The sequence below is a fragment of the Sphingomonas sp. genome (assembly GCF_036388215.1).
In the GTDB taxonomy this organism is placed as follows: domain Bacteria; phylum Pseudomonadota; class Alphaproteobacteria; order Sphingomonadales; family Sphingomonadaceae; genus Sphingomonas.
Genome location: NZ_DASVSH010000030.1, coordinates 145,768 through 162,676, shown reverse-complemented (window position 1 = coordinate 162,676; position 16,909 = coordinate 145,768). Strand labels below are relative to the sequence as shown.

Annotated in this window: 18 protein-coding genes; 12 read left to right on the top strand and 6 right to left on the bottom strand. The window is 63.8% G+C overall.

The annotated features are described in order from the left end of the window. Nucleotides 1-6 precede the first annotated feature (6 nt). The 4 genes from VF617_RS11840 (at nt 7) to VF617_RS11825 (ending at nt 1,299) form a co-directional block, all read left to right on the top strand. Entirely contained in the window at nt 7-345 is a 339-nt protein-coding gene (locus tag VF617_RS11840) for a phage holin family protein (RefSeq protein WP_331015089.1), read from the top strand. Further along, entirely contained in the window at nt 342-689 is a 348-nt protein-coding gene (locus VF617_RS11835; RefSeq protein WP_331015088.1) for a DUF3618 domain-containing protein, read from the top strand. Before VF617_RS11840 ends, VF617_RS11835 begins: the two co-directional genes overlap by 4 nt. Further along, nucleotides 686-994: a hypothetical protein gene (locus VF617_RS11830; RefSeq protein ID WP_331015087.1), complete on the top strand. Its 309-nt coding sequence runs from the start codon at nt 686-688 to the stop codon at nt 992-994. The genes VF617_RS11835 and VF617_RS11830 overlap by 4 nt, the downstream gene beginning before the upstream one ends. Nucleotides 995-1,074: 80 nt before the next feature. Next, on the top strand, nt 1,075-1,299 hold the full coding sequence (locus tag VF617_RS11825) for a DUF4170 domain-containing protein (protein WP_331015086.1): 225 nt from the start codon (nt 1,075-1,077) through the stop codon (nt 1,297-1,299). Here VF617_RS11825 and VF617_RS11820 read toward each other — a convergent pair. The 3 genes from VF617_RS11820 to carB all read right to left on the bottom strand — a co-directional run bounded on the left by VF617_RS11820 (nt 1,296) and on the right by carB (nt 5,821). Next, nucleotides 1,296-1,934, bottom strand: a complete 639-nt coding sequence (locus VF617_RS11820) for a rhomboid family intramembrane serine protease (protein ID WP_331015085.1) — start codon at nt 1,932-1,934, stop codon at nt 1,296-1,298. The two genes, VF617_RS11825 and VF617_RS11820, sit on opposite strands and share 4 nt — an antisense overlap. Next, entirely contained in the window at nt 1,934-2,410 is a 477-nt protein-coding gene (gene greA / locus VF617_RS11815; RefSeq protein ID WP_331015084.1) for a transcription elongation factor GreA, read from the bottom strand. The genes VF617_RS11820 and greA overlap by 1 nt, the downstream gene beginning before the upstream one ends. 78 nt (nt 2,411-2,488) lie before the next feature. Then, nucleotides 2,489-5,821: a carbamoyl-phosphate synthase large subunit gene (carB, locus tag VF617_RS11810; protein WP_331015083.1), complete on the bottom strand. Its 3,333-nt coding sequence runs from the start codon at nt 5,819-5,821 to the stop codon at nt 2,489-2,491. A 56-nt stretch (nt 5,822-5,877) separates the two neighbouring features. Here carB and VF617_RS11805 point away from each other — a divergent pair, with 56 nt between their 5' ends. Together VF617_RS11805 and VF617_RS11800 are read left to right on the top strand one after the other, a co-directional pair. Further along, the gene (locus tag VF617_RS11805; RefSeq protein ID WP_331015082.1) at nt 5,878-6,144 is read left to right on the top strand and encodes a FitA-like ribbon-helix-helix domain-containing protein; all 267 of its coding nucleotides are present in this window, start codon (nt 5,878-5,880) and stop codon (nt 6,142-6,144) included. Beyond that, nucleotides 6,141-6,554 carry a PIN domain-containing protein gene (locus VF617_RS11800; RefSeq protein ID WP_331015081.1) on the top strand — a complete coding sequence of 138 codons (414 nt, stop codon included), beginning with the start codon at nt 6,141-6,143 and terminating at the stop codon, nt 6,552-6,554. The genes VF617_RS11805 and VF617_RS11800 overlap by 4 nt, the downstream gene beginning before the upstream one ends. A gap of 94 nt (nt 6,555-6,648) precedes the next feature. Here VF617_RS11800 and VF617_RS16535 read toward each other — a convergent pair whose 3' ends face one another. Genes VF617_RS16535 through carA form a run of 3 tightly spaced genes read right to left on the bottom strand, consistent with a single transcriptional unit; the run spans nt 6,649 to nt 8,848 of the window. Beyond that, a complete protein-coding gene (locus tag VF617_RS16535; RefSeq protein WP_422663738.1) occupies nt 6,649-7,248 on the bottom strand; it encodes a hypothetical protein in 600 nt (199 codons plus the stop codon). Beyond that, the gene (locus tag VF617_RS11790; protein WP_331015080.1) at nt 7,248-7,664 is read right to left on the bottom strand and encodes a hypothetical protein; all 417 of its coding nucleotides are present in this window, start codon (nt 7,662-7,664) and stop codon (nt 7,248-7,250) included. The genes VF617_RS16535 and VF617_RS11790 overlap by 1 nt, the downstream gene beginning before the upstream one ends. Beyond that, entirely contained in the window at nt 7,664-8,848 is a 1,185-nt protein-coding gene (gene carA, locus VF617_RS11785) for a glutamine-hydrolyzing carbamoyl-phosphate synthase small subunit (protein ID WP_331015079.1), read from the bottom strand. The genes VF617_RS11790 and carA overlap by 1 nt, the downstream gene beginning before the upstream one ends. Before the next feature lie 126 nt (nt 8,849-8,974). Here carA and VF617_RS11780 point away from each other — a divergent pair, with 126 nt between their 5' ends. From VF617_RS11780 to VF617_RS11755, 6 genes are all read left to right on the top strand, one after another. After that, nucleotides 8,975-9,427 (top strand): GatB/YqeY domain-containing protein, encoded by a 453-nt coding sequence (locus tag VF617_RS11780; protein ID WP_331015078.1) that lies wholly within the window; start codon nt 8,975-8,977, stop codon nt 9,425-9,427. A 47-nt stretch (nt 9,428-9,474) separates the two neighbouring features. Further along, nucleotides 9,475-9,888: an endonuclease domain-containing protein gene (locus tag VF617_RS11775; protein WP_331015077.1), complete on the top strand. Its 414-nt coding sequence runs from the start codon at nt 9,475-9,477 to the stop codon at nt 9,886-9,888. Then, nucleotides 9,889-11,745: a DNA primase gene (gene dnaG / locus VF617_RS11770; RefSeq protein ID WP_331015076.1), complete on the top strand. Its 1,857-nt coding sequence runs from the start codon at nt 9,889-9,891 to the stop codon at nt 11,743-11,745. Between the two features lie 42 nt (nt 11,746-11,787). Next, nucleotides 11,788-13,812: an RNA polymerase sigma factor RpoD gene (rpoD, locus tag VF617_RS11765; RefSeq protein WP_331015075.1), complete on the top strand. Its 2,025-nt coding sequence runs from the start codon at nt 11,788-11,790 to the stop codon at nt 13,810-13,812. A 205-nt stretch (nt 13,813-14,017) separates the two neighbouring features. After that, on the top strand, nt 14,018-16,045 hold the full coding sequence (locus VF617_RS11760) for a DUF3857 domain-containing protein (protein WP_331015074.1): 2,028 nt from the start codon (nt 14,018-14,020) through the stop codon (nt 16,043-16,045). A 197-nt stretch (nt 16,046-16,242) separates the two neighbouring features. Next, entirely contained in the window at nt 16,243-16,908 is a 666-nt protein-coding gene (locus tag VF617_RS11755; protein WP_331015073.1) for a DUF6975 family protein, read from the top strand. Nucleotide 16,909: the final 1 nt, after the last annotated feature.

The window sequence follows — 16,909 nt, the reverse complement described above, 5'->3', positions numbered from 1 at the left end:
GGCAACGTGATCCAGCAGCCTGAGGATGAAGGGATTGGCGAGCTGCTGGGGCGGTTGGTCGAGGACGGCAAGGGCTACGCCCAGGCCGAGATCGGCTATTACCGCACGCTCGCCCGCTCCAAGCTTCGCGATGCCACGGCAATGCTTTGGATGGGCGCCACCGCGCTGGTGCTTGCGTTCGTGGCGCTTGTCGCGCTCGCAGTGGGACTGGTGCTTACCCTCTCCTCCCTTGTCGGCCCCGGCTGGGCGACGTTGATCGTCTTTACGGGCATAACGGCGATCGCCGCGATCCTGGGCTGGCTCGCCTGGACGCATGTGAAGCGCATGATGGGCCAGAAGTCATGACCCCTGATTCGATAGAAATAGCCGCGGCACAGGCACAGGTCGAGGCGGCGCGCCGGCAATTGTTCGGCACGCTGGCGGTGGTCCAGGATCGCCTCAAGCCTTCCCATCTTGCGCAGGACGCAGTGGAGAGCGCGGCGCAGGGCGTAGCTAGCGTGGCGCGCAAGGGCGCCGACGCTGTGCGCCGCCGCCCGGTTGCCGCCGCCGGTATAGTCGGGGCGATCGGGCTGGTGATGGCGCGCGGCTGGATCGGCGACATAGTCCGCCGCCGCAATGAAACCCGCGAGCCCGACAAGGGTTTGAACCAACGAGCCGCGACGCCGGCAACGAAAGGACCTCGGAAATGAACACAGCCCCCCGCACGCCCCCCCAGCAGGCCGAAGACACCGGCGCCAATCCGATTGCGCTGGTCGCCGGCGGCGTGGCGCTGGGCGTCGTCGTCGGGATGCTGCTGCCGCGCCTCGACAAGGAGCGCGAACTGCTCGATCCGGTGGGCCAGAAGCTTGCCGACCGCGCCACGGCGGCGATCGGCGCAGCCAAGGAAACCGGCCGCGCTGAAATCGAGGCACTGCTGCCCGATCGCAATGCGGCCAAGGACAAGATCGGCGCGCTGTTCGGCAATGTCATCGACGCCGCGAAGAGCGCTTCGTAGCGAAAGGCCTGATTGGGGGTTGAGCGCGATGCCGTAGCCGCTAAGGCCTGGGGCGAACGTCCTTCCCCCTGGAGGCTCATTTGAGCAAATTGCATCTCGTCTTCGGCGGCCGCGTGAAAGATCCGCAGACGCTCGACTTCAAGGACCCCTCGTCGCTGGACGTGGTCGGCATCTACCCGGACTATGCCAGCGCCGAAAAGGCCTGGCGCGGGGCCGCGCAGCGCACTGTCGACGATGCCGAAATGCGCTATGTGGTGGTGCACCTGCACCGGCTGCTCGATCCCGACGCGGACAAAAGCGGCTAAGCGTTTCGCCACCGCCACCGGAGCAAGGGCTTGGCGAGCGCCAGGCCGACAAGAAATCCGCCGATATGCGCAGCGGCAGCAACGGCGATGCCTGCTCCAAGGAACGCGAACGCCGACAAAAGGTTGATCGCGGTCCAGGCCAGCGCCAGCCAGATCACGTGCACCGCCTGGGCGGAAATCGGGCCTATTGCTTTTGCGCGCGACCGTCCGAAAAGCAGCGAATAGGCTCCCACGACCGCCGACGCCGCGCCGCTCGCCCCGATCATGGGAATTACCGAGACCGGATCGACCAGCCACTGCGCCGCCGCCGCCGCATAGGCGCCGACGACATATAGAATTGCCAGGCCCCAGGGACCCAGCGTCTTTTCCGTCGGCTGTCCGGTGACGACCAGCATCAGCATGTTCATGCCAAGGTGGAAAAGCCCGGCGTGAAGCAAGGTGCAGCTCAGCGGCGTCAGTAGCGCGGGCACCGCAGCGACGCCGGTGAAATCGATCACGCCGCTCAGCCGCGCCGGGATGAACCCGCCACGGATGCTTGCTTCCATTTCGATATTGGCGAGGCTCACGAGGATGCTCGCCAGCACGGTGACCGCGACGATGGCCCCGGTCGCCGTGATACGGCGTCCGGCGATCATCAGATGAATTCGATCGCCGACACGAGATAATAGCGGTCGCCGGCGGGGACCGAGACTTCGATCTCCTCGTCCACCTTGCGCCCGATCAGCGCGCGGCCGATCGGGGAGTTATACGAGATGCGGCCCTTGCTGGCATCAGCCTCGGTCTCTCCGACGATCTGGTATTTGATCGGCTTCTCGTCTTCGTCGAGCAACGTGACCGTTGCGCCGAACACGACCTTGTCGCCTGAAAGATCCTTGGGATCGATGATCTGGGCGCGCGAGAGCTTGCCCTCGATATCCGATATCGTGGCTTCGTTCTGGCCCTGCTGCTCTTTCGCGGCGTGATATTCGGCGTTTTCCGAAAGATCTCCATGCGCGCGCGCTTCCTCGATCGCATCCACGATCAGCGGGCGTTCCGCTTTTAGCCGCTTCAGCTCGCCAGTGAGCTTTTCATAGCCCTCCTGAAGCATCGGCATCTTATCGACCGTGGCCATCGTCTCAGTCCTTCGTCAACGCCCCGCCGCCAAGCGCCTCACCGCGGAGGCGCCGCACACTAACATCGATGGGGAGGATTAATTGTGCGAGTGCGAATAATAGGACTGTAACGAACGCACTGCAAGGTCAGCCGTTGCACCGCCCGAAATCGCGCGTGCAGCCTCCGTGCTGGCGGAGGCAGTGGTGAAGTACGGAATCTTCTGAGTAAGCGCGGCCTGGCGGATTTCCTTGGAATCCTTTAGCGCCTGCCAGCCCTCCGTGGTGTTGAAGATCAAGTCGATCCCGCCATCCTTGGCCCGGTCCACCACGTGCGGCCGGCCCTGCGCCACCTTGTTGATGCGCTCGACGGGGATTCCCGCCTGTTCGAGATAATCCGCGGTACCGCCGGTGGCGAGGATGTGGAAGCCGGCGCCGCGAAGCAGCTCGACCGCTGGGAGGATCTTCTGCTTGTCCGAATCCTTGACGCTTACGAACGCCGTGCCGCTTGCGGGCAGAATGGTGCCCGCGCCGAGCTGGGACTTGGCGAATGCAGTGACGAAATCCGCAGCGATTCCCATCACTTCTCCGGTGGATTTCATCTCGGGACTCAGCACCGGATCGACGCCGGGGAATTTATTGAACGGGAAAACCGCTTCCTTGACCGCGAAATACTCGATGTGGCGGTTCAGCTTCGGCAGGTCCGCGAGCTTTTCGCCGGCCATCACGCGGCTGGCGATCTTGGCGACGGGGAAGCCGATCGCCTTGGCGACGAAGGGCACGGTGCGGCTGGCGCGCGGATTGACTTCGATCAGATAGACTTCGCCCTCTTTCACCGCGAACTGGATGTTCATCAGGCCCTTCACCGACAGCGCATGTGCCAGCGCCTCGGTCTGGCGCTCGATTTCAGCGATGACTTCGGCCGAAAGACCGTGGGGAGGGATCGAGCAGGCGCTGTCCCCCGAATGGACCCCCGCTTCCTCTATATGCTGGAGCACGCCGGCGACCACCACATCGGTCCCGTCGCAGATCGCATCCACATCCACTTCGATCGCATCGCGAAGATACTGATCGATGAGCACGGGTGAGTCGCCCGACACCTGGACCGCGGTCTGGATGTAATCGTCGAGCTGGAGGGTCGAATCGACGATCTCCATCGCGCGGCCGCCGAGCACATAGCTGGGGCGCATCAGCACCGGGTAACCGATCCGCTCGGCGATCTTGACCGCTTCGTCGCGATTGCGGGCGATGCCGTTCGCGGGCTGCTTAAGGCCGAGCTTGCCGACCAGATCGGCGAAGCGCTCGCGGTCTTCGGCCAGGTCTATCGCGTCGGGCGACGTGCCGAGGATCGGGATGCCCGCATCCTCCAGCGCCTTGGCGAGGTTGAGCGGTGTCTGGCCGCCGAACTGGACGATGACGCCGACCAGTTCGCCGTTCGACTTCTCGATCTCGAGAATTTCGAGCACGTCCTCGGCGGTCAGCGGCTCGAAATAGAGGCGGTCGGACGTGTCGTAATCGGTGCTCACCGTCTCTGGATTGCAATTGACCATGATCGTCTCATAGCCCGCATCGGCGAGCGCGAAGCTGGCGTGGCAGCAGCAATAATCGAACTCGATCCCTTGCCCGATCCGGTTCGGCCCGCCGCCGAGGATGACGATCTTGCGGCGATCGCTCGGCTCGGATTCGTTCTCGGGCTCGCCGAAGCTTGGGGCTTCATAGGTGGAGTACATGTACGGCGTCTTCGCCTCGAACTCGGCGGCGCAGGTGTCGATGCGCTTGAAGACCGGCCGCACGCCCAGCTTGTGGCGGAGCGCGCGGACATCGATTTCCGTGACGCCGCCAGTCATCGCCTTGACGACTTCACCGATCAGGCCGTGGCTGCGCGCCATCGTTTCCGAACCGCGGCGCATGTTGACCGACTTGAGTGCCAGGAAGGCAAGGCGCTTGTCGCTGAAACCCATCGCCTTGAGCCGCCGCATGCCCGGCGCATCCTGCGGCAGCCCATTGCGGCAGACCTGCTCCTCCGCCGCGATGATCTCGGCGATACGATCGAGGAACCAGGGATCATAGGCAGTGAGCGCGTGGATTTCGGCGACAGTGAAACCCTCGCGGAGCGCCTGTGCCGCGATCAGCAGCCGATCCGGCGAGCGGATTGCCAGCGCCGCCTCGATCTCGTCGCGTGGTGCGCCGGCGAGCCGATCGACATTGTTGAAACCGCTAAGGCCCGTCTCCAGCCCGCGCAGGGCCTTCTGCATCGATTCATGGATGTTGCGGCCGATCGCCATCACTTCTCCGACCGATTTCATCGCGGTGCCCAGCGTGGCCTCGGCGCCCTTGAACTTCTCGAAGGCGAAGCGGGGTATCTTGGTGACGACATAATCGATCGTCGGCTCGAAGCTCGCGGGCGTCGCCCCGGTGATGTCGTTGGTGATCTCGTCGAGCGTGTAGCCCACCGCCAGCTTGGCTGCGACCTTGGCGATCGGAAAGCCCGTCGCCTTGGAGGCCAGCGCGGACGAACGCGACACGCGCGGGTTCATCTCGATGACGATCAGCCGCCCGTCCTTGGGATTAACCGCGAACTGCACGTTTGAGCCGCCGGTCTCCACGCCGATCTCGCGCAGCACCGCGATGCTGGCGTTGCGCATGATCTGATATTCCTTGTCGGTCAGCGTCAGCGCCGGCGCGACGGTGATCGAATCGCCGGTGTGCGTTCCCATCGCATCCACATTCTCGATCGAGCAGATGATGATGCAATTGTCCGCGCGGTCGCGGACCACTTCCATCTCATATTCCTTCCAGCCGAGCAGCGATTCCTCGATCAGCACCTCGGTGGTCGGCGACAGGTCGAGGCCAGAGCGCACGATGCTCAGGAATTCCTCACGGTTATAGGCGATGCCGCCGCCCGAGCCGCCCATGGTGAAGCTCGGCCGGATGATCGCCGGCAGCCCGACCTTCTCCAGCCCCTCCAGCGCCTCGGCCACGCTATGCGCGATTGCCGAGCGCGCGGATTCGAGCCCGATCCGCGTCATCGCGTCCTTGAACTTCAACCGGTCCTCGGCCTTGTCGATCGCCTCGGCATCCGCGCCGATCATGATGCAGCCGAACTTCTCCAGCGTGCCATCGTTCGCCAGCGCCAGCGCGGTGTTCAGCGCGGTCTGCCCGCCCATCGTGGGGAGCACCGCGTCGGGGCGCTCCTTCTCGATGATCTTGGCGACGATCGCCGGCGTGATCGGCTCCACATAGGTCGCGTCCGCCATGTCGGGATCGGTCATGATCGTCGCCGGGTTCGAATTGACCAGGACGATGCGATACCCCTCCTCGCGCAACGCCTTGGCCGCCTGCGTGCCCGAATAGTCGAACTCGGCCGCCTGGCCGATGACGATGGGCCCGGCGCCGATGATGAGGATCGAGGAGATGTCGGTGCGTTTGGGCATTGATCAGGATGCTCTCATTGAATACATTGATTGCATTGCAATCACAGGAGCCGGCGATGGGCAGCGTGACGATCCGGAATATTCCCGAGGAGATTAAGCAGGCTGCACGGTTGGCGGGGGTCAGGAACGGCCGATCGATGGAGGCCGAACTCCGCGCCTTGCTCGAACGGACCTACGCGTCTGCAACCGAAGATCGCGGTGCATGGCTGCGGGCTATGAGTGGCGCCGAGTTCGTCGACCACCTGATCAAGGTCGCCAACGGAGCCGAACTCGAAATCCCCGAATTGGCTATCGGCAAGGATATCGAGTTTCCCGATCTGTGATCCTGGTCGATACAAATGTCTGGAGCGCATCGAACCGGCCCGCACTTTATCCGCAAGTGCCGGCATGGCTGGCCGCGAATGGTCCGAAGCTCTGGCTATCAACGATCGTGATCGCGGAAATTCGGTTAGGTATCGAAAACCCAAAGACAGCGGCACGGCGGTCCGCGCTGGAGCAATGGCTGGCCGACCTCGAGATGCTCCACGCAGAACGGACGTTGGCGTTCGACGCACGAGCCGCGCATGTTTTCGGAACTCTGGTTGCCCACCAAAAGCTGGAAAAGCAGGAAACGAAGCTGCTCGATATCCAACTTGCCGCTCAGGCGCTGTCGCGGGATTGCCCAGTAGCGACGCGCAACACCCGTGATTTCGAATGGACCGGGGTGCGGCTGATTGATCCGTGGACGACCTGATCGCCTGCGTCCCCGAATAATCGAACTTGCACGCCTGGCCGATCACGATGGCCCCCGCGCCGTTGACGGAGATGTCGGTGCGTTTGGGCATTTGCTATGAGGCCAAAAAGCCCCTCGCCCCCTTCAGGGGGAGAGGGGTTGGGGAGAGGGGGGAGTTGGCGAAATGAAGCGCAACATCGAAACCAGAGCCCGAGCGAAGCAACTCCGCACCAACATGAGCGACCCCGAACGCGCGCTCTGAGAAATCCTCCGCGCCGGCCGCCTTCAGGGCATCAAGTTCGTCCGCCAGAACGTCCGCGCGCCGTTCGTCGCCGATTTCGTGGCGCGCTCGCATCGCCTCATCGTAGAGCTGGACGGAGAAACCCATGCCGGCCGCGAAGCTTATGACGCCCGCCGAACCGCCGAACTCGAAGCGCAAGGCTGGCGCGTAATCCGCTTCGCAAACAACGACGCGATGACCAATCCGGAAGGCGTCGCGCGCGCCATCCTGATGGCGCTGGGAAGAGACTTCTAAAGCCCTCTCCCCCTTCAGGGGGAGAGGGTTGGGAGAGGGGGGTGTGGGATGAACCCGCGAGGCAATCCCCACTCCCCCCGCTCCCTTCGCCGCTGCGCGGCTCTTCCCTCTCCCCCTAAAGGGGGTGAGGGAGGCTGCGCCAATGATGAGGATCGAGGAGATATCGGTGCGTATGGGCATTATTTGCTCTGAAACTCGGCCATGACCGCGTCGATCATGTTCTCGCGGAACAGGGTTCGTCCGTCCTTGGTCATGCTTTCGCGCTTGAACGACATGACACCGTTGAATCGCGCGCCCTTCGACCGTTCGAGCGAGCATGTGCGCCTTGCGAAGGCCTCGGCGTCAAACCCGCTAATCTGATATGGTCGCAGATTGAGGGTAAAAACAAATAGATCAGGCGACACGGGAAAGAGAGAGGGTTCTGCTCTCGGATCCGACGCCGAATCAAGTTGCGACAGAGAATTCTGGGAGCCGGTGAAAGAGACCACGACCCTTGTGTCGGAGCCCGCAGCACGGGTTAAGCGGGCAACCGCCTCTTCGCATCCCGCCAAAGGTACAGGCGTCAGGGCCAGCGCCAAGGCAGCTATCGTGATCATCAAGAAGCTTCCCTCAACATCCCCACAAACCGCTCGAACAGATACAAACTATCCTGCGGCCCGGGACTGGCCTCGGGGTGATATTGCACCGCGAACGCCTTGCGATCCGTCAGCTCGAACCCCGCATTGCTCCCGTCGAACAGCGACACATGCGTCTCGCGCGCATTGGCGGGCAAGGTCTCGCTCAGCACCGCGAAGCCGTGGTTCATGCTGGTGATCTCCACCGCGCCGTCGCTCAGCCGCTTGACCGGGTGGTTGGCGCCGCGATGGCCCTGGAACATCTTGCTCGTCTGCGCGCCCACCGCGAGCGCCATCAACTGGTGGCCCAGGCAGATGCCGAATACCGGCTTGCCGCTGTCGAGCATCTGGCGGATCACCGGCACGGCATATTCCGCCGTCGCAGCGGGATCGCCGGGGCCGTTGGAGAGGAAGAAGCCGTCGGGGTCCAACGACATCGCCTCCTCGAAACTTGCCGTGGCGGGCAGCACGGTAACTTCAGCACCAGCCTTAACAAGATTGCGGAAGATATTGTGTTTGCTGCCATAGTCTATCGCAACTACGTGCGGCCGCTTGGAGCTGACAGTGTGACCCTCGTGTGACTTTCCATAACCGGCGCCCAGCCGCCACACGCCGCCTTCCCAGCCGCGATGGGTCTCGCAGCTCACCGTGATCGCAAGGTCCATTCCCTCCAGCCCCGGCCATTCGCGCGCCATCTGGAGGAGCATCGGAATATCGAATTCACCGCTGGGCGAATGTGCGATCACGCCGTTTGGCGCGCCACCGGCCCGGATGCGGCGCGTCAGCGCCCGCGTGTCGATCCCCGACAGCCCGATCCGCGCATGCTTCTTCATCCATGCATCCAGATGCTCGGTCGCGCGAAAGCTGCTCGGCTCGGTCACGTCCTCGCGAACGATCATGCCCAAAGCATGCGGCTCGTCGGCCTCTACATCGTCCGGATTGGCGCCGACATTGCCGATATGGGGAAAGGTGAAGTTGATGATCTGCCCGGCGAAGCTCGGATCGGTCATGATTTCCTGATAGCCGGTCATCGCGGTGTGGAAGCACACTTCGCCCACCGCCTGGCCCTCGGCGCCGAAGCCGCGGCCCCACACCACGTCCCCCCTTGCGAGCACCAGAACGCCGGTGGCTCCTTCAGGCGCGGGCATGGGTTTGGCTTCGGCCATGGGTGAGTGGCGCTCCAGTGGAAATCGGCGATGTCGCTAAGGGGTGGCGGCTAGACCCCCTCCCCCCTCGCGTCAACCGCTTCGCGGGTCTACACCCCCACAAACCCGATTCACCGAGAAGAGAAAATGATCAGAGACGATATCAAGGCCGCGCAGATCGCGGCGATGAAGGCCGGCGACAAGGAAAGCCGCAACGCGATCAGCCTGATGCTCAGCGCGATCAAGAACCGCGATATCGAGGCCCGCACCGGCAAAGCCCCCGACGATGACGACGCGCTGGTGGTGGAAGTGCTGCAGAAGATGATCAAGCAGCGCCGCGAATCGATCGAGATGTTCGCCAAGGGCGGGCGGCAGGAGCTGGCCGATGCCGAAGCGGCGGAAGTCGCGGTGATCGAGCGGTTCTTGCCCGCGCAGATGAGCGCGGAGGAAACCGCCGCTGCTGTGGAAGCGATCAAGGCGGAGCTGGGCGCGAGCGGCATGAAAGACATGGGCCGGGTAATGGCAGAGCTTAAGGCGCGGCATGCGAAGAGCTTGGATATGAGCAAGGCGAGCGCGGCTGTGAAGGCGGCTTTGAGCTAGACTAAGCTCCCCCTCCCTTCCAAGGGAGGGGGTTGGGGGGTGGGTGAGTGTTCACGCAAAGCAGACAAAACATGCGAGCCCGCGCAAAAGAACTGCGCCAAGCCCCCACCCCGATGGAAGAGAAGCTCTGGCAGCGCCTGAGAGCCTCGCAGATCGAGGGGCTGAAGTTTCGGTTCCAGCACACCATAGAGCCCTGCATCGTGGATTTCTGCTGTCCGAATATCGGGTTGGTGGTGGAAGTCGATGGCGATACGCACGATGCAGACAAGGATCGGGATCGGGATACCGGCCTTGGCCAGTTGGGATACACGGTGCTCCGCTTCACGAATTCAGAGGTCGCGACAAACATCGACGGCGTACTTGAAACGATCGTCGCCCGGGCGCGGAGTTTACCTGTGCGCCAGTGGAATCGTGGACTCACCCACCCCCCAGCCCCCTCCCTTGGAAGGGAGGGGGAGTAAGTGTCCCTCACGCCGCAATTCCTGGACGAGCTCCGTGCCCGCACCCTCCTTTCGGGCCTGATCGCGCGCACCGTGAAGCTCCAGCGCGCCGGCCGCGAATTCCGCGCCTGCTGCCCCTTCCACAACGAAAAGACGCCAAGCTTCTACGTCAACGACGACAAGGGCTTTTACCATTGCTTCGGCTGCTCGGCGCATGGCGACGCGATCCGCTGGATGACCGATCAGCGGGGGCTGCCGTTCATCGATGCGGTGAAGGAGCTGGCCCAAGCCGCGGGCTTGGAGATGCCCGAGCAGGACCGCCGTTCCGCCGAAAAGGCAGAGCGCGCAAAGGGGCTGCACGAGGCGATGGAGGATGCCGCGCGGTGGTTTTCCGAGCGGCTCCAGGGGATCGAGGGAGCTGAGGCGCGCGCCGTGCTCAAGAAGCGCGGGATCGGGGAAGAATTCGCTCGCGGTTTCGGCCTTGGCTTCTCTCCCGACTCGCGGGGGAAGCTCAGGGAATCGCTAAAGGTATATGGCGATCCGATGCTCGTCGAGGCGGGGCTGCTGATCCAGGTCGAGGCGAAGGAGCCGTATGACCGCTTCCGCGGCCGGCTGATGATCCCCATCCGCGACGTGCGCGGGCGGACGATCGCGTTCGGCGGCCGCATCATCGGCGACGGCGAGCCCAAATATCTCAACTCCCCCGAGACACCGCTCTTCGACAAGGGCCGCACGCTCTACAATCTCGATCGCGCCCAGGCGGCTGCGCGCAAGACCGGCCGGACCATTGCGGTCGAGGGCTATATGGACGTGATCGCGCTGGCGCAGGCCGGGTTCGGCGAGGCGGTCGCGCCGCTGGGAACCGCGCTGACCGAGCACCAGTTGGAGCGGTTGTGGCGGATGGCGGAGACCCCCCTGCTCTGCTTCGACGGCGACAGCGCGGGGCAGAAGGCCGCATTGCGCGCCGCGCACCGCGCGATGCCGATGCTCCAGCCGGGCCGCAGCCTGGCTTTCGTGACCCTGCCCGAGGGGATGGACCCCGACGATCTGGTCCGCGCCCAGGGGCCGGCGGCGTTCGAAGCCTTGCTGGCCAAGGCTCAGCCGCTCGTGGATCGCCTATGGCAAAGTGAAGTCGTCGCCGAGCCGCTGGACACGCCCGAGCGCCGCGCGGGGCTGAAGCGCCGTCTCGCCGAGCTTGCCCAGACGATTGCGGAGCCTAGCGTGCGCACCGAATATGTCGCCGAATTCCGCCGCCGCTTCGATGTCCTGTTCGATACGCCACGCCGGGAATTCCAGCCCCGTGCGCGGGCCGCGCGCCAGAAAGGCCCATGGAAGCCGCCCGAAACCATGCCGGGCGCGACGATGCGGGGGGTTCAGGCAGGTGGTCTCGATCCGATCCTGGCCCGCGCGGTGCTTGCCGGGCTGATCCGCCATCCCGCCGAAATCGCACGGCACATGGAAGTGCTCGGCAGTTTGCGCACCGCCAGCGGCGCGCTCGGCAAATTGTTCGAGGCGGTGATCGATGTGGCGCTAGAGGATCGGCAGCTTGATCAGGGCAAAGTCCTCACCATATTGGCGAAATCCGGTTTCGACTCGGTGGCGAGCGATCTCCTGAGGGCTGATGCCCTGCCCTTCTCGTTCACCCGAACGCATGTGGAGGACGAGGCGCGGGCGCGCGAGGATTTGAACGAAGCCATCGCCGTAATGGTGGCGCAGCCCGCGGTCGACGCGGCGCTCGCCGAAGCTACCGCGGCGTTGAGCAAGGACACGACGGACGAAGCATTTGCGCGGCAGCAGGCGCTTTCCCGGCAGCGTCAGGAACTGGAGGCGCGGCTTGCCAATCTGATGCTTGCGGACGAAGACGAATTGGACGAATAGGGCGGCTAGTAAAATAGCCGCCATCTGATTTTGAGGATTTTGATGGCCAAGGCAACCATGGCGGACGTCACCGAGACTGGTGAAGCAGGCGACGCGCCCCTGATCGATCTGAACGAGGGCACGCTCAAGAAGCTTGTCGCCCGGGCCAAGAAGCGCGGCTACATCACCGTCGATCAGCTCAACGAGATGCTCCCGCAGGATCAGATGACCTCGGAGCAGATCGAGGACGTCATGTCCGCGCTCAACGATATGGGCATCAACGTCGTCGAGAATGAAGAAGGCGGCGAGGACGGCGAGGCCGAGGAAGACAAGGCCGACGAAGCGGAGGATGCGCCCGAGAGCGACGATTCGGCATTCGAGCCCGTCAAGAAAAAGGAAACCGTCGATCGCACCGACGATCCCGTCCGCATGTACCTGCGCGAGATGGGCGCGGTGGAACTGCTCAGCCGCGAGGGCGAAATCGCCATCGCCAAGCGGATCGAGGCCGGCCGCGACACGATGATCCTGGGGCTTTGCGAAAGCCCGATCACCTTCAACGCGATCATCGGCTGGTCCAACGCGCTCAACGAAGGCACGATGCAGCTACGCGAGATCCTGGATCTCGACGCGATGCTCTCCAAGGGCCCCTCGGCCGAGCAGGTCGAGAATGCCGAAGAAGATACCGGCGAGATCAGCGAGAAGACCGCCGGCGCCAGCTTCAAGGAAGAGGAAGAAGTCGAGGAAGTCGTCGAGGAAGAAGACGAGGATTCGATGACCGAGCGCCGGGCTCCCCGGATTTCGGACGACGAGGAGGAAGACAACACTCTCAGCCTCGCCCAGATGGAAGAGACCCTCAAGCCGCAAGCGCTCGAGAAGTTCGCCAACATCACGTCGATCTACAAGAAGTTCAGCAAGGTCCAGCAAGCGCGGCTCGATGCGATGGCGGCGGGCGGCGAGCTGAGCGCGAGCGACGAGCGCAAATATCACAAGCTGCGCGAGGAGCTGACGGCCGAAGTCGAAAGCGTCCAGTTCCACAACGCCAAAATCGAATATCTCGTCGACCAGCTCTACAGCTTCAACCGGCGGCTCACGGCGCTAGGCGGCCAGATGCTGCGCCTCGCCGAGCGCCACAAGGTGCCGCGCAAGGACTTCCTCGATCGCTATGTCGATCACGAGCTCGACGAGAGCTTCTTGCCCGCAGTCCAGAAGCTTGACAAGAAATGGGCCGCTTTCGCCGAGAACGAAGGCGGCGCGGTCGATCGCATCCGGATCGAGATCAGCGAGATCAGCCAGGCGACCGGCATGGCGCTCGGCGAATTCCGCCGCATCGTCAACATGGTGCAAAAGGGCGAGCGCGAGGCGCGTATCGCCAAGAAGGAAATGGTCGAAGCGAACCTGCGCCTCGTCATCTCGATCGCCAAGAAATACACCAATCGCGGGCTACAGTTCCTGGATCTTATCCAGGAGGGCAATATCGGCCTGATGAAGGCGGTCGATAAGTTCGAATACCGTCGCGGCTACAAGTTCAGCACCTATGCGACGTGGTGGATCCGCCAGGCGATCACCCGCAGCATTGCTGATCAGGCAAGAACGATCCGCATCCCGGTCCACATGATCGAGACGATCAACAAGCTGGTGCGGACCAGCCGCCAGTTCCTCCACGAGCAGGGCCGCGAGCCCACGCCGGAGGAAATGGCCGAACGGCTGAGCATGCCGCTCGAAAAGGTTCGCAAGGTGATGAAGATCGCCAAGGAGCCGATCAGCCTCGAAACGCCGATCGGCGACGAGGAGGATTCGCATCTCGGCGATTTCATCGAAGACAAGAACGCGGTGATTCCGGTGGATGCGGCGATCCAGGCGAACCTCAAGGAGACGGTGACGCGTGTGCTGGCGAGCCTGACCCCACGCGAGGAACGCGTGCTGCGCATGCGCTTCGGCATCGGCATGAACACCGATCACACGCTCGAGGAAGTCGGCCAGCAATTCTCGGTCACCCGCGAGCGCATCCGCCAGATCGAGGCGAAGGCGCTGCGCAAGCTGAAGCATCCGTCGCGAAGCCGGAAGATGCGGTCGTTCCTCGATCAGTAACTCCTTCGCCTACCTTCCCCTGCGAGGGAGGACTAGGGTTGGGTTAGAAAAGGCGCGGGCTTGACGCCCGTGCCTTTTCTTCTTTCCGGAGGCCTGGAAGGGCCGCTGCGCTGGCACCCAGCATCGGGCAGCCCGCTCACGCGTGCGCGTATGATATTGCATTCCTTAGGTCTCAAGCCATTATGCGGCTCGTGGGGGATAAATAGTGCGTTTTCCAATATCGTTGTTCTTTGTGTCCGTGCTCGCGGGCGCGCCGGCATCCGCCCAGAACGATCAGGTGCGGCAGGGACCTCGGCCGCCCTGGGTCAGCGAATCCGAGCTGTTGCCGGTGCCCCAGGATGCCGGTGGCCTCGTGTTCGTGCGCCGCCAGGATTTCGTCGTGCATCTCGACGATCAGGGCCAGTCGCAATACCTCGGCTATCGCACCAGGATTCTCCATGCGAACGCGCTGCAGCTCGGCAACGTGTCGATCGCGTGGAATCCCGCCGCCGGCGCCCCGACCGTCCATGTCATCCGCGTCTACCGCGATGGCGAGACGATCGACGTGCTGAAGAAAGCATCCTTCGAAATCCTGCGCCGCGAGGATCAGCTCGAAGCGGCAAGGCTGGACGGCAGCTTGACCGCGATCCTCCGCATCCCCGACTTGCGCGTCGGCGACGAACTGGAGGTTGGCCTAACCCTGCCGAATAGCGATCCCACGCTGCGCAACAACGTCGCGGGGATCCTGACCCTCGCTCCCCAGCCGGCGCCCGGCCGCTACCGCCTGCGGCTGAGCTGGGCCAAGAGCCGCAAGCCCAGCATCAAAATGACTCCCGACATGCAGGCCGCCAGAGCGGAAAGCGCCCAGGCGATCGATTTCCGCTTCGACAATCCCCCCGCGGTGATCCTCGCGAAGGACGCGCCACCCCGGCATCTCTGGAAGCGCATCGTCGAGTTCAGCAACTTTCCCGATTGGAGCGCCGTCTCCCGCCAGTTCGCGCCGTTGTATGTCAAAGCGGCGAAGCTCTCTGAAGGCTCGGCGGTTAAGCGCGAGGCGAGCCGTATTGCGGCCGCCAGGTCGAATCCGTTCGATCGCGCAAGCGCCGCGCTCAAGCTGGTGCAGCAGGATGTGCGCTACATCTACGTTGGGCTGGATGGCGGTAATCTGACTCCCAGCACTGCCGAAGAGACGTGGCAGCGGCGATACGGCGATTGCAAGGGCAAGACCGCGCTGCTGCTGGCCCTGCTTGCCGAGCTGAAAATAGAAGCTGAGCCCGTGCTCGTCAACTCCGCTGGCCTCGACGACGGGCTCGACGAGCGCCTGCCCAATCCGGGCATGTTTGATCACGTGATCGTGCGCGCGCGCATCGGCGATGCGGTCTATTGGCTAGACGGCACGCTTCCCCCCGTCGCCGGGCCCGCCGCGGCTCCGGTGTTCCCGTTCAGATGGGTCCTCCCGCTCAGGGTGCAGGGCGGCTCGATCGAGCGTCTGGAATGGCAGGCGCCGACCGCGCCCGACGAGGTCTCTACCTTCGAGATCGATGCCCGGGCGGGCTTCGACAAGCCCGCCCGGATCACCAGCACCACGATCATTCGCGGGCTGAAGGGCCTGCAGCAGCAAGCTCAGCTATCCGCGGTCGCTCCGGATCAGCTACTCAACAGCTTTCGTCAGGAAGCGGTCGGCGATACCTGGCAGGTGATCGACGACGTCAAATGGCACTACGACGAGAAGGCGGCTGCGAGCATTCTCACGATCACCGGCACCGGAATCGTCGCTTGGACCGACGAAGATGGCGAAAAATCGCTGGCCCTGGCTGGGGGAGGGTTCAATCCCCCCGAACGCCGGGTGCGCGGCGCTGGTCAGGATCAAAATCTTCCGTTCTACGCCAAGCCCGAGTTCACCTGCCATGTGACGACGGTGCGGCTGCCTGGCTCGACTCAGCCCTATCAATGGTCGTCCCAATCCGCGTTCGACACGCGGATCTTCGGCCGCAATTACTACCGTGCCTTCGAGCTTCGCGATGGTGCGATCCGCATGGTACGGGGCTCGCGCGTCGAGCATCCGGAGATCGATGCGGCAACCGCGCAAAGGGACAACGGCCGTATTGCCGCATTCGACAACAGCATGGGCTGGATCACCTACGACCCGGCGAGCAAGAAGCAGCAGGTGGGGGATGGAAAGCGAGTGCCAGCGACCTATGAGATCGACTGGTCGGCGAAAAACGTACCCTGCGGGTCTCCGCCCGCGAAATGAAGGTTGGGCGGCCGCCCGCCTTTCACACCTAGGTTCTGCGACGATAATGGCCGAAGGCGGCAGAATCCCGCTCCGGCACAGAGGCTCTATGAGTGGTAAACCCCGGCTAAACCACGTCTTTACGCGCTTCGGTATATCCCTGCGATGCATCACCATTGCGCCGGCTCTCCGCCGGTCAGGTTTGCATCTGGGGGCTTATGCCGTTCGATACCGTACAAGTTGCGCGACTGGCGGGTGGCTGGGGAGCCCTCGGCGCATTGGCAGGGTCCGATGGCAGCGCCAATCACCCCTATCTCCAGCGGCTCCAGACCAAGATCGAGCCGCTGCGCGATCTCGCCGACGCCGCGCATTACTTGTGCATTCTTCACGGCCGCTACCCGGGAATCATCGATCACGCGGTCTCCCATGCCCGATCCGATACCGAGCGGAGTTGGCTTGACGCGGCGAGCGGGGCTTTCATTGCCGAGCGCGCGCTCCTCGCCCGGATCGTGGCCGCCGCGGGTCCGCTTCCCAGCACGCCCGGCCATGCCGAATCGGAGGCCGCCGCGTCCGCCCAGCGCCATGCGCTCGAAATGCTGGCGCAATCGGATCGCGCGGGCTGCGCGATCGGCGCGGCAATCGGGCTCGCGGTGGACTGGGTCGAAATCCGCAGGGTTCTGGACGCCGCCGCCGATCGCCTGGGCCTCACCCCTCCCCCCTTGGCACTGCCCGCGCTGGAGGAAACCGCGACCGTGATCGACGCATTGGTGCGCGAAGGCGCGATCGAGCGGGCGATGCTGTTCGGTGCGCAACAGCTTTTCGCCCAGCATCGCGGGCTATGGGATTTGCTGGAAGCCCGAGCAGGCGCGCGCGACAAGCTGTAAG

Bases quoted from the DNA above. Each gene is read 5' to 3' on its own strand.
- VF617_RS11835 (WP_331015088.1), top strand. From the start codon at position 342: ATGACCCCTGATTCGATAGAAATAGCCGCGGCACAGGCACAGGTCGAG.
- VF617_RS11830 (WP_331015087.1), top strand. From the start codon at position 686: ATGAACACAGCCCCCCGCACGCCCCCCCAGCAGGCCGAAGACACCGGC.
- VF617_RS11820 (WP_331015085.1), bottom strand. From the start codon at position 1,934: ATGATCGCCGGACGCCGTATCACGGCGACCGGGGCCATCGTCGCGGTC.
- greA (WP_331015084.1), bottom strand. From the start codon at position 2,410: ATGGCCACGGTCGATAAGATGCCGATGCTTCAGGAGGGCTATGAAAAG.
- carB (WP_331015083.1), bottom strand. From the start codon at position 5,821: ATGCCCAAACGCACCGACATCTCCTCGATCCTCATCATCGGCGCCGGG.
- VF617_RS11805 (WP_331015082.1), top strand. From the start codon at position 5,878: ATGGGCAGCGTGACGATCCGGAATATTCCCGAGGAGATTAAGCAGGCT.
- VF617_RS16535 (WP_422663738.1), bottom strand. From the start codon at position 7,248: ATGCCCATACGCACCGATATCTCCTCGATCCTCATCATTGGCGCAGCC.
- VF617_RS11790 (WP_331015080.1), bottom strand. From the start codon at position 7,664: ATGATCACGATAGCTGCCTTGGCGCTGGCCCTGACGCCTGTACCTTTG.
- carA (WP_331015079.1), bottom strand. From the start codon at position 8,848: ATGGCCGAAGCCAAACCCATGCCCGCGCCTGAAGGAGCCACCGGCGTT.
- VF617_RS11780 (WP_331015078.1), top strand. From the start codon at position 8,975: ATGATCAGAGACGATATCAAGGCCGCGCAGATCGCGGCGATGAAGGCC.
- rpoD (WP_331015075.1), top strand. From the start codon at position 11,788: ATGGCCAAGGCAACCATGGCGGACGTCACCGAGACTGGTGAAGCAGGC.
- VF617_RS11755 (WP_331015073.1), top strand. From the start codon at position 16,243: ATGCCGTTCGATACCGTACAAGTTGCGCGACTGGCGGGTGGCTGGGGA.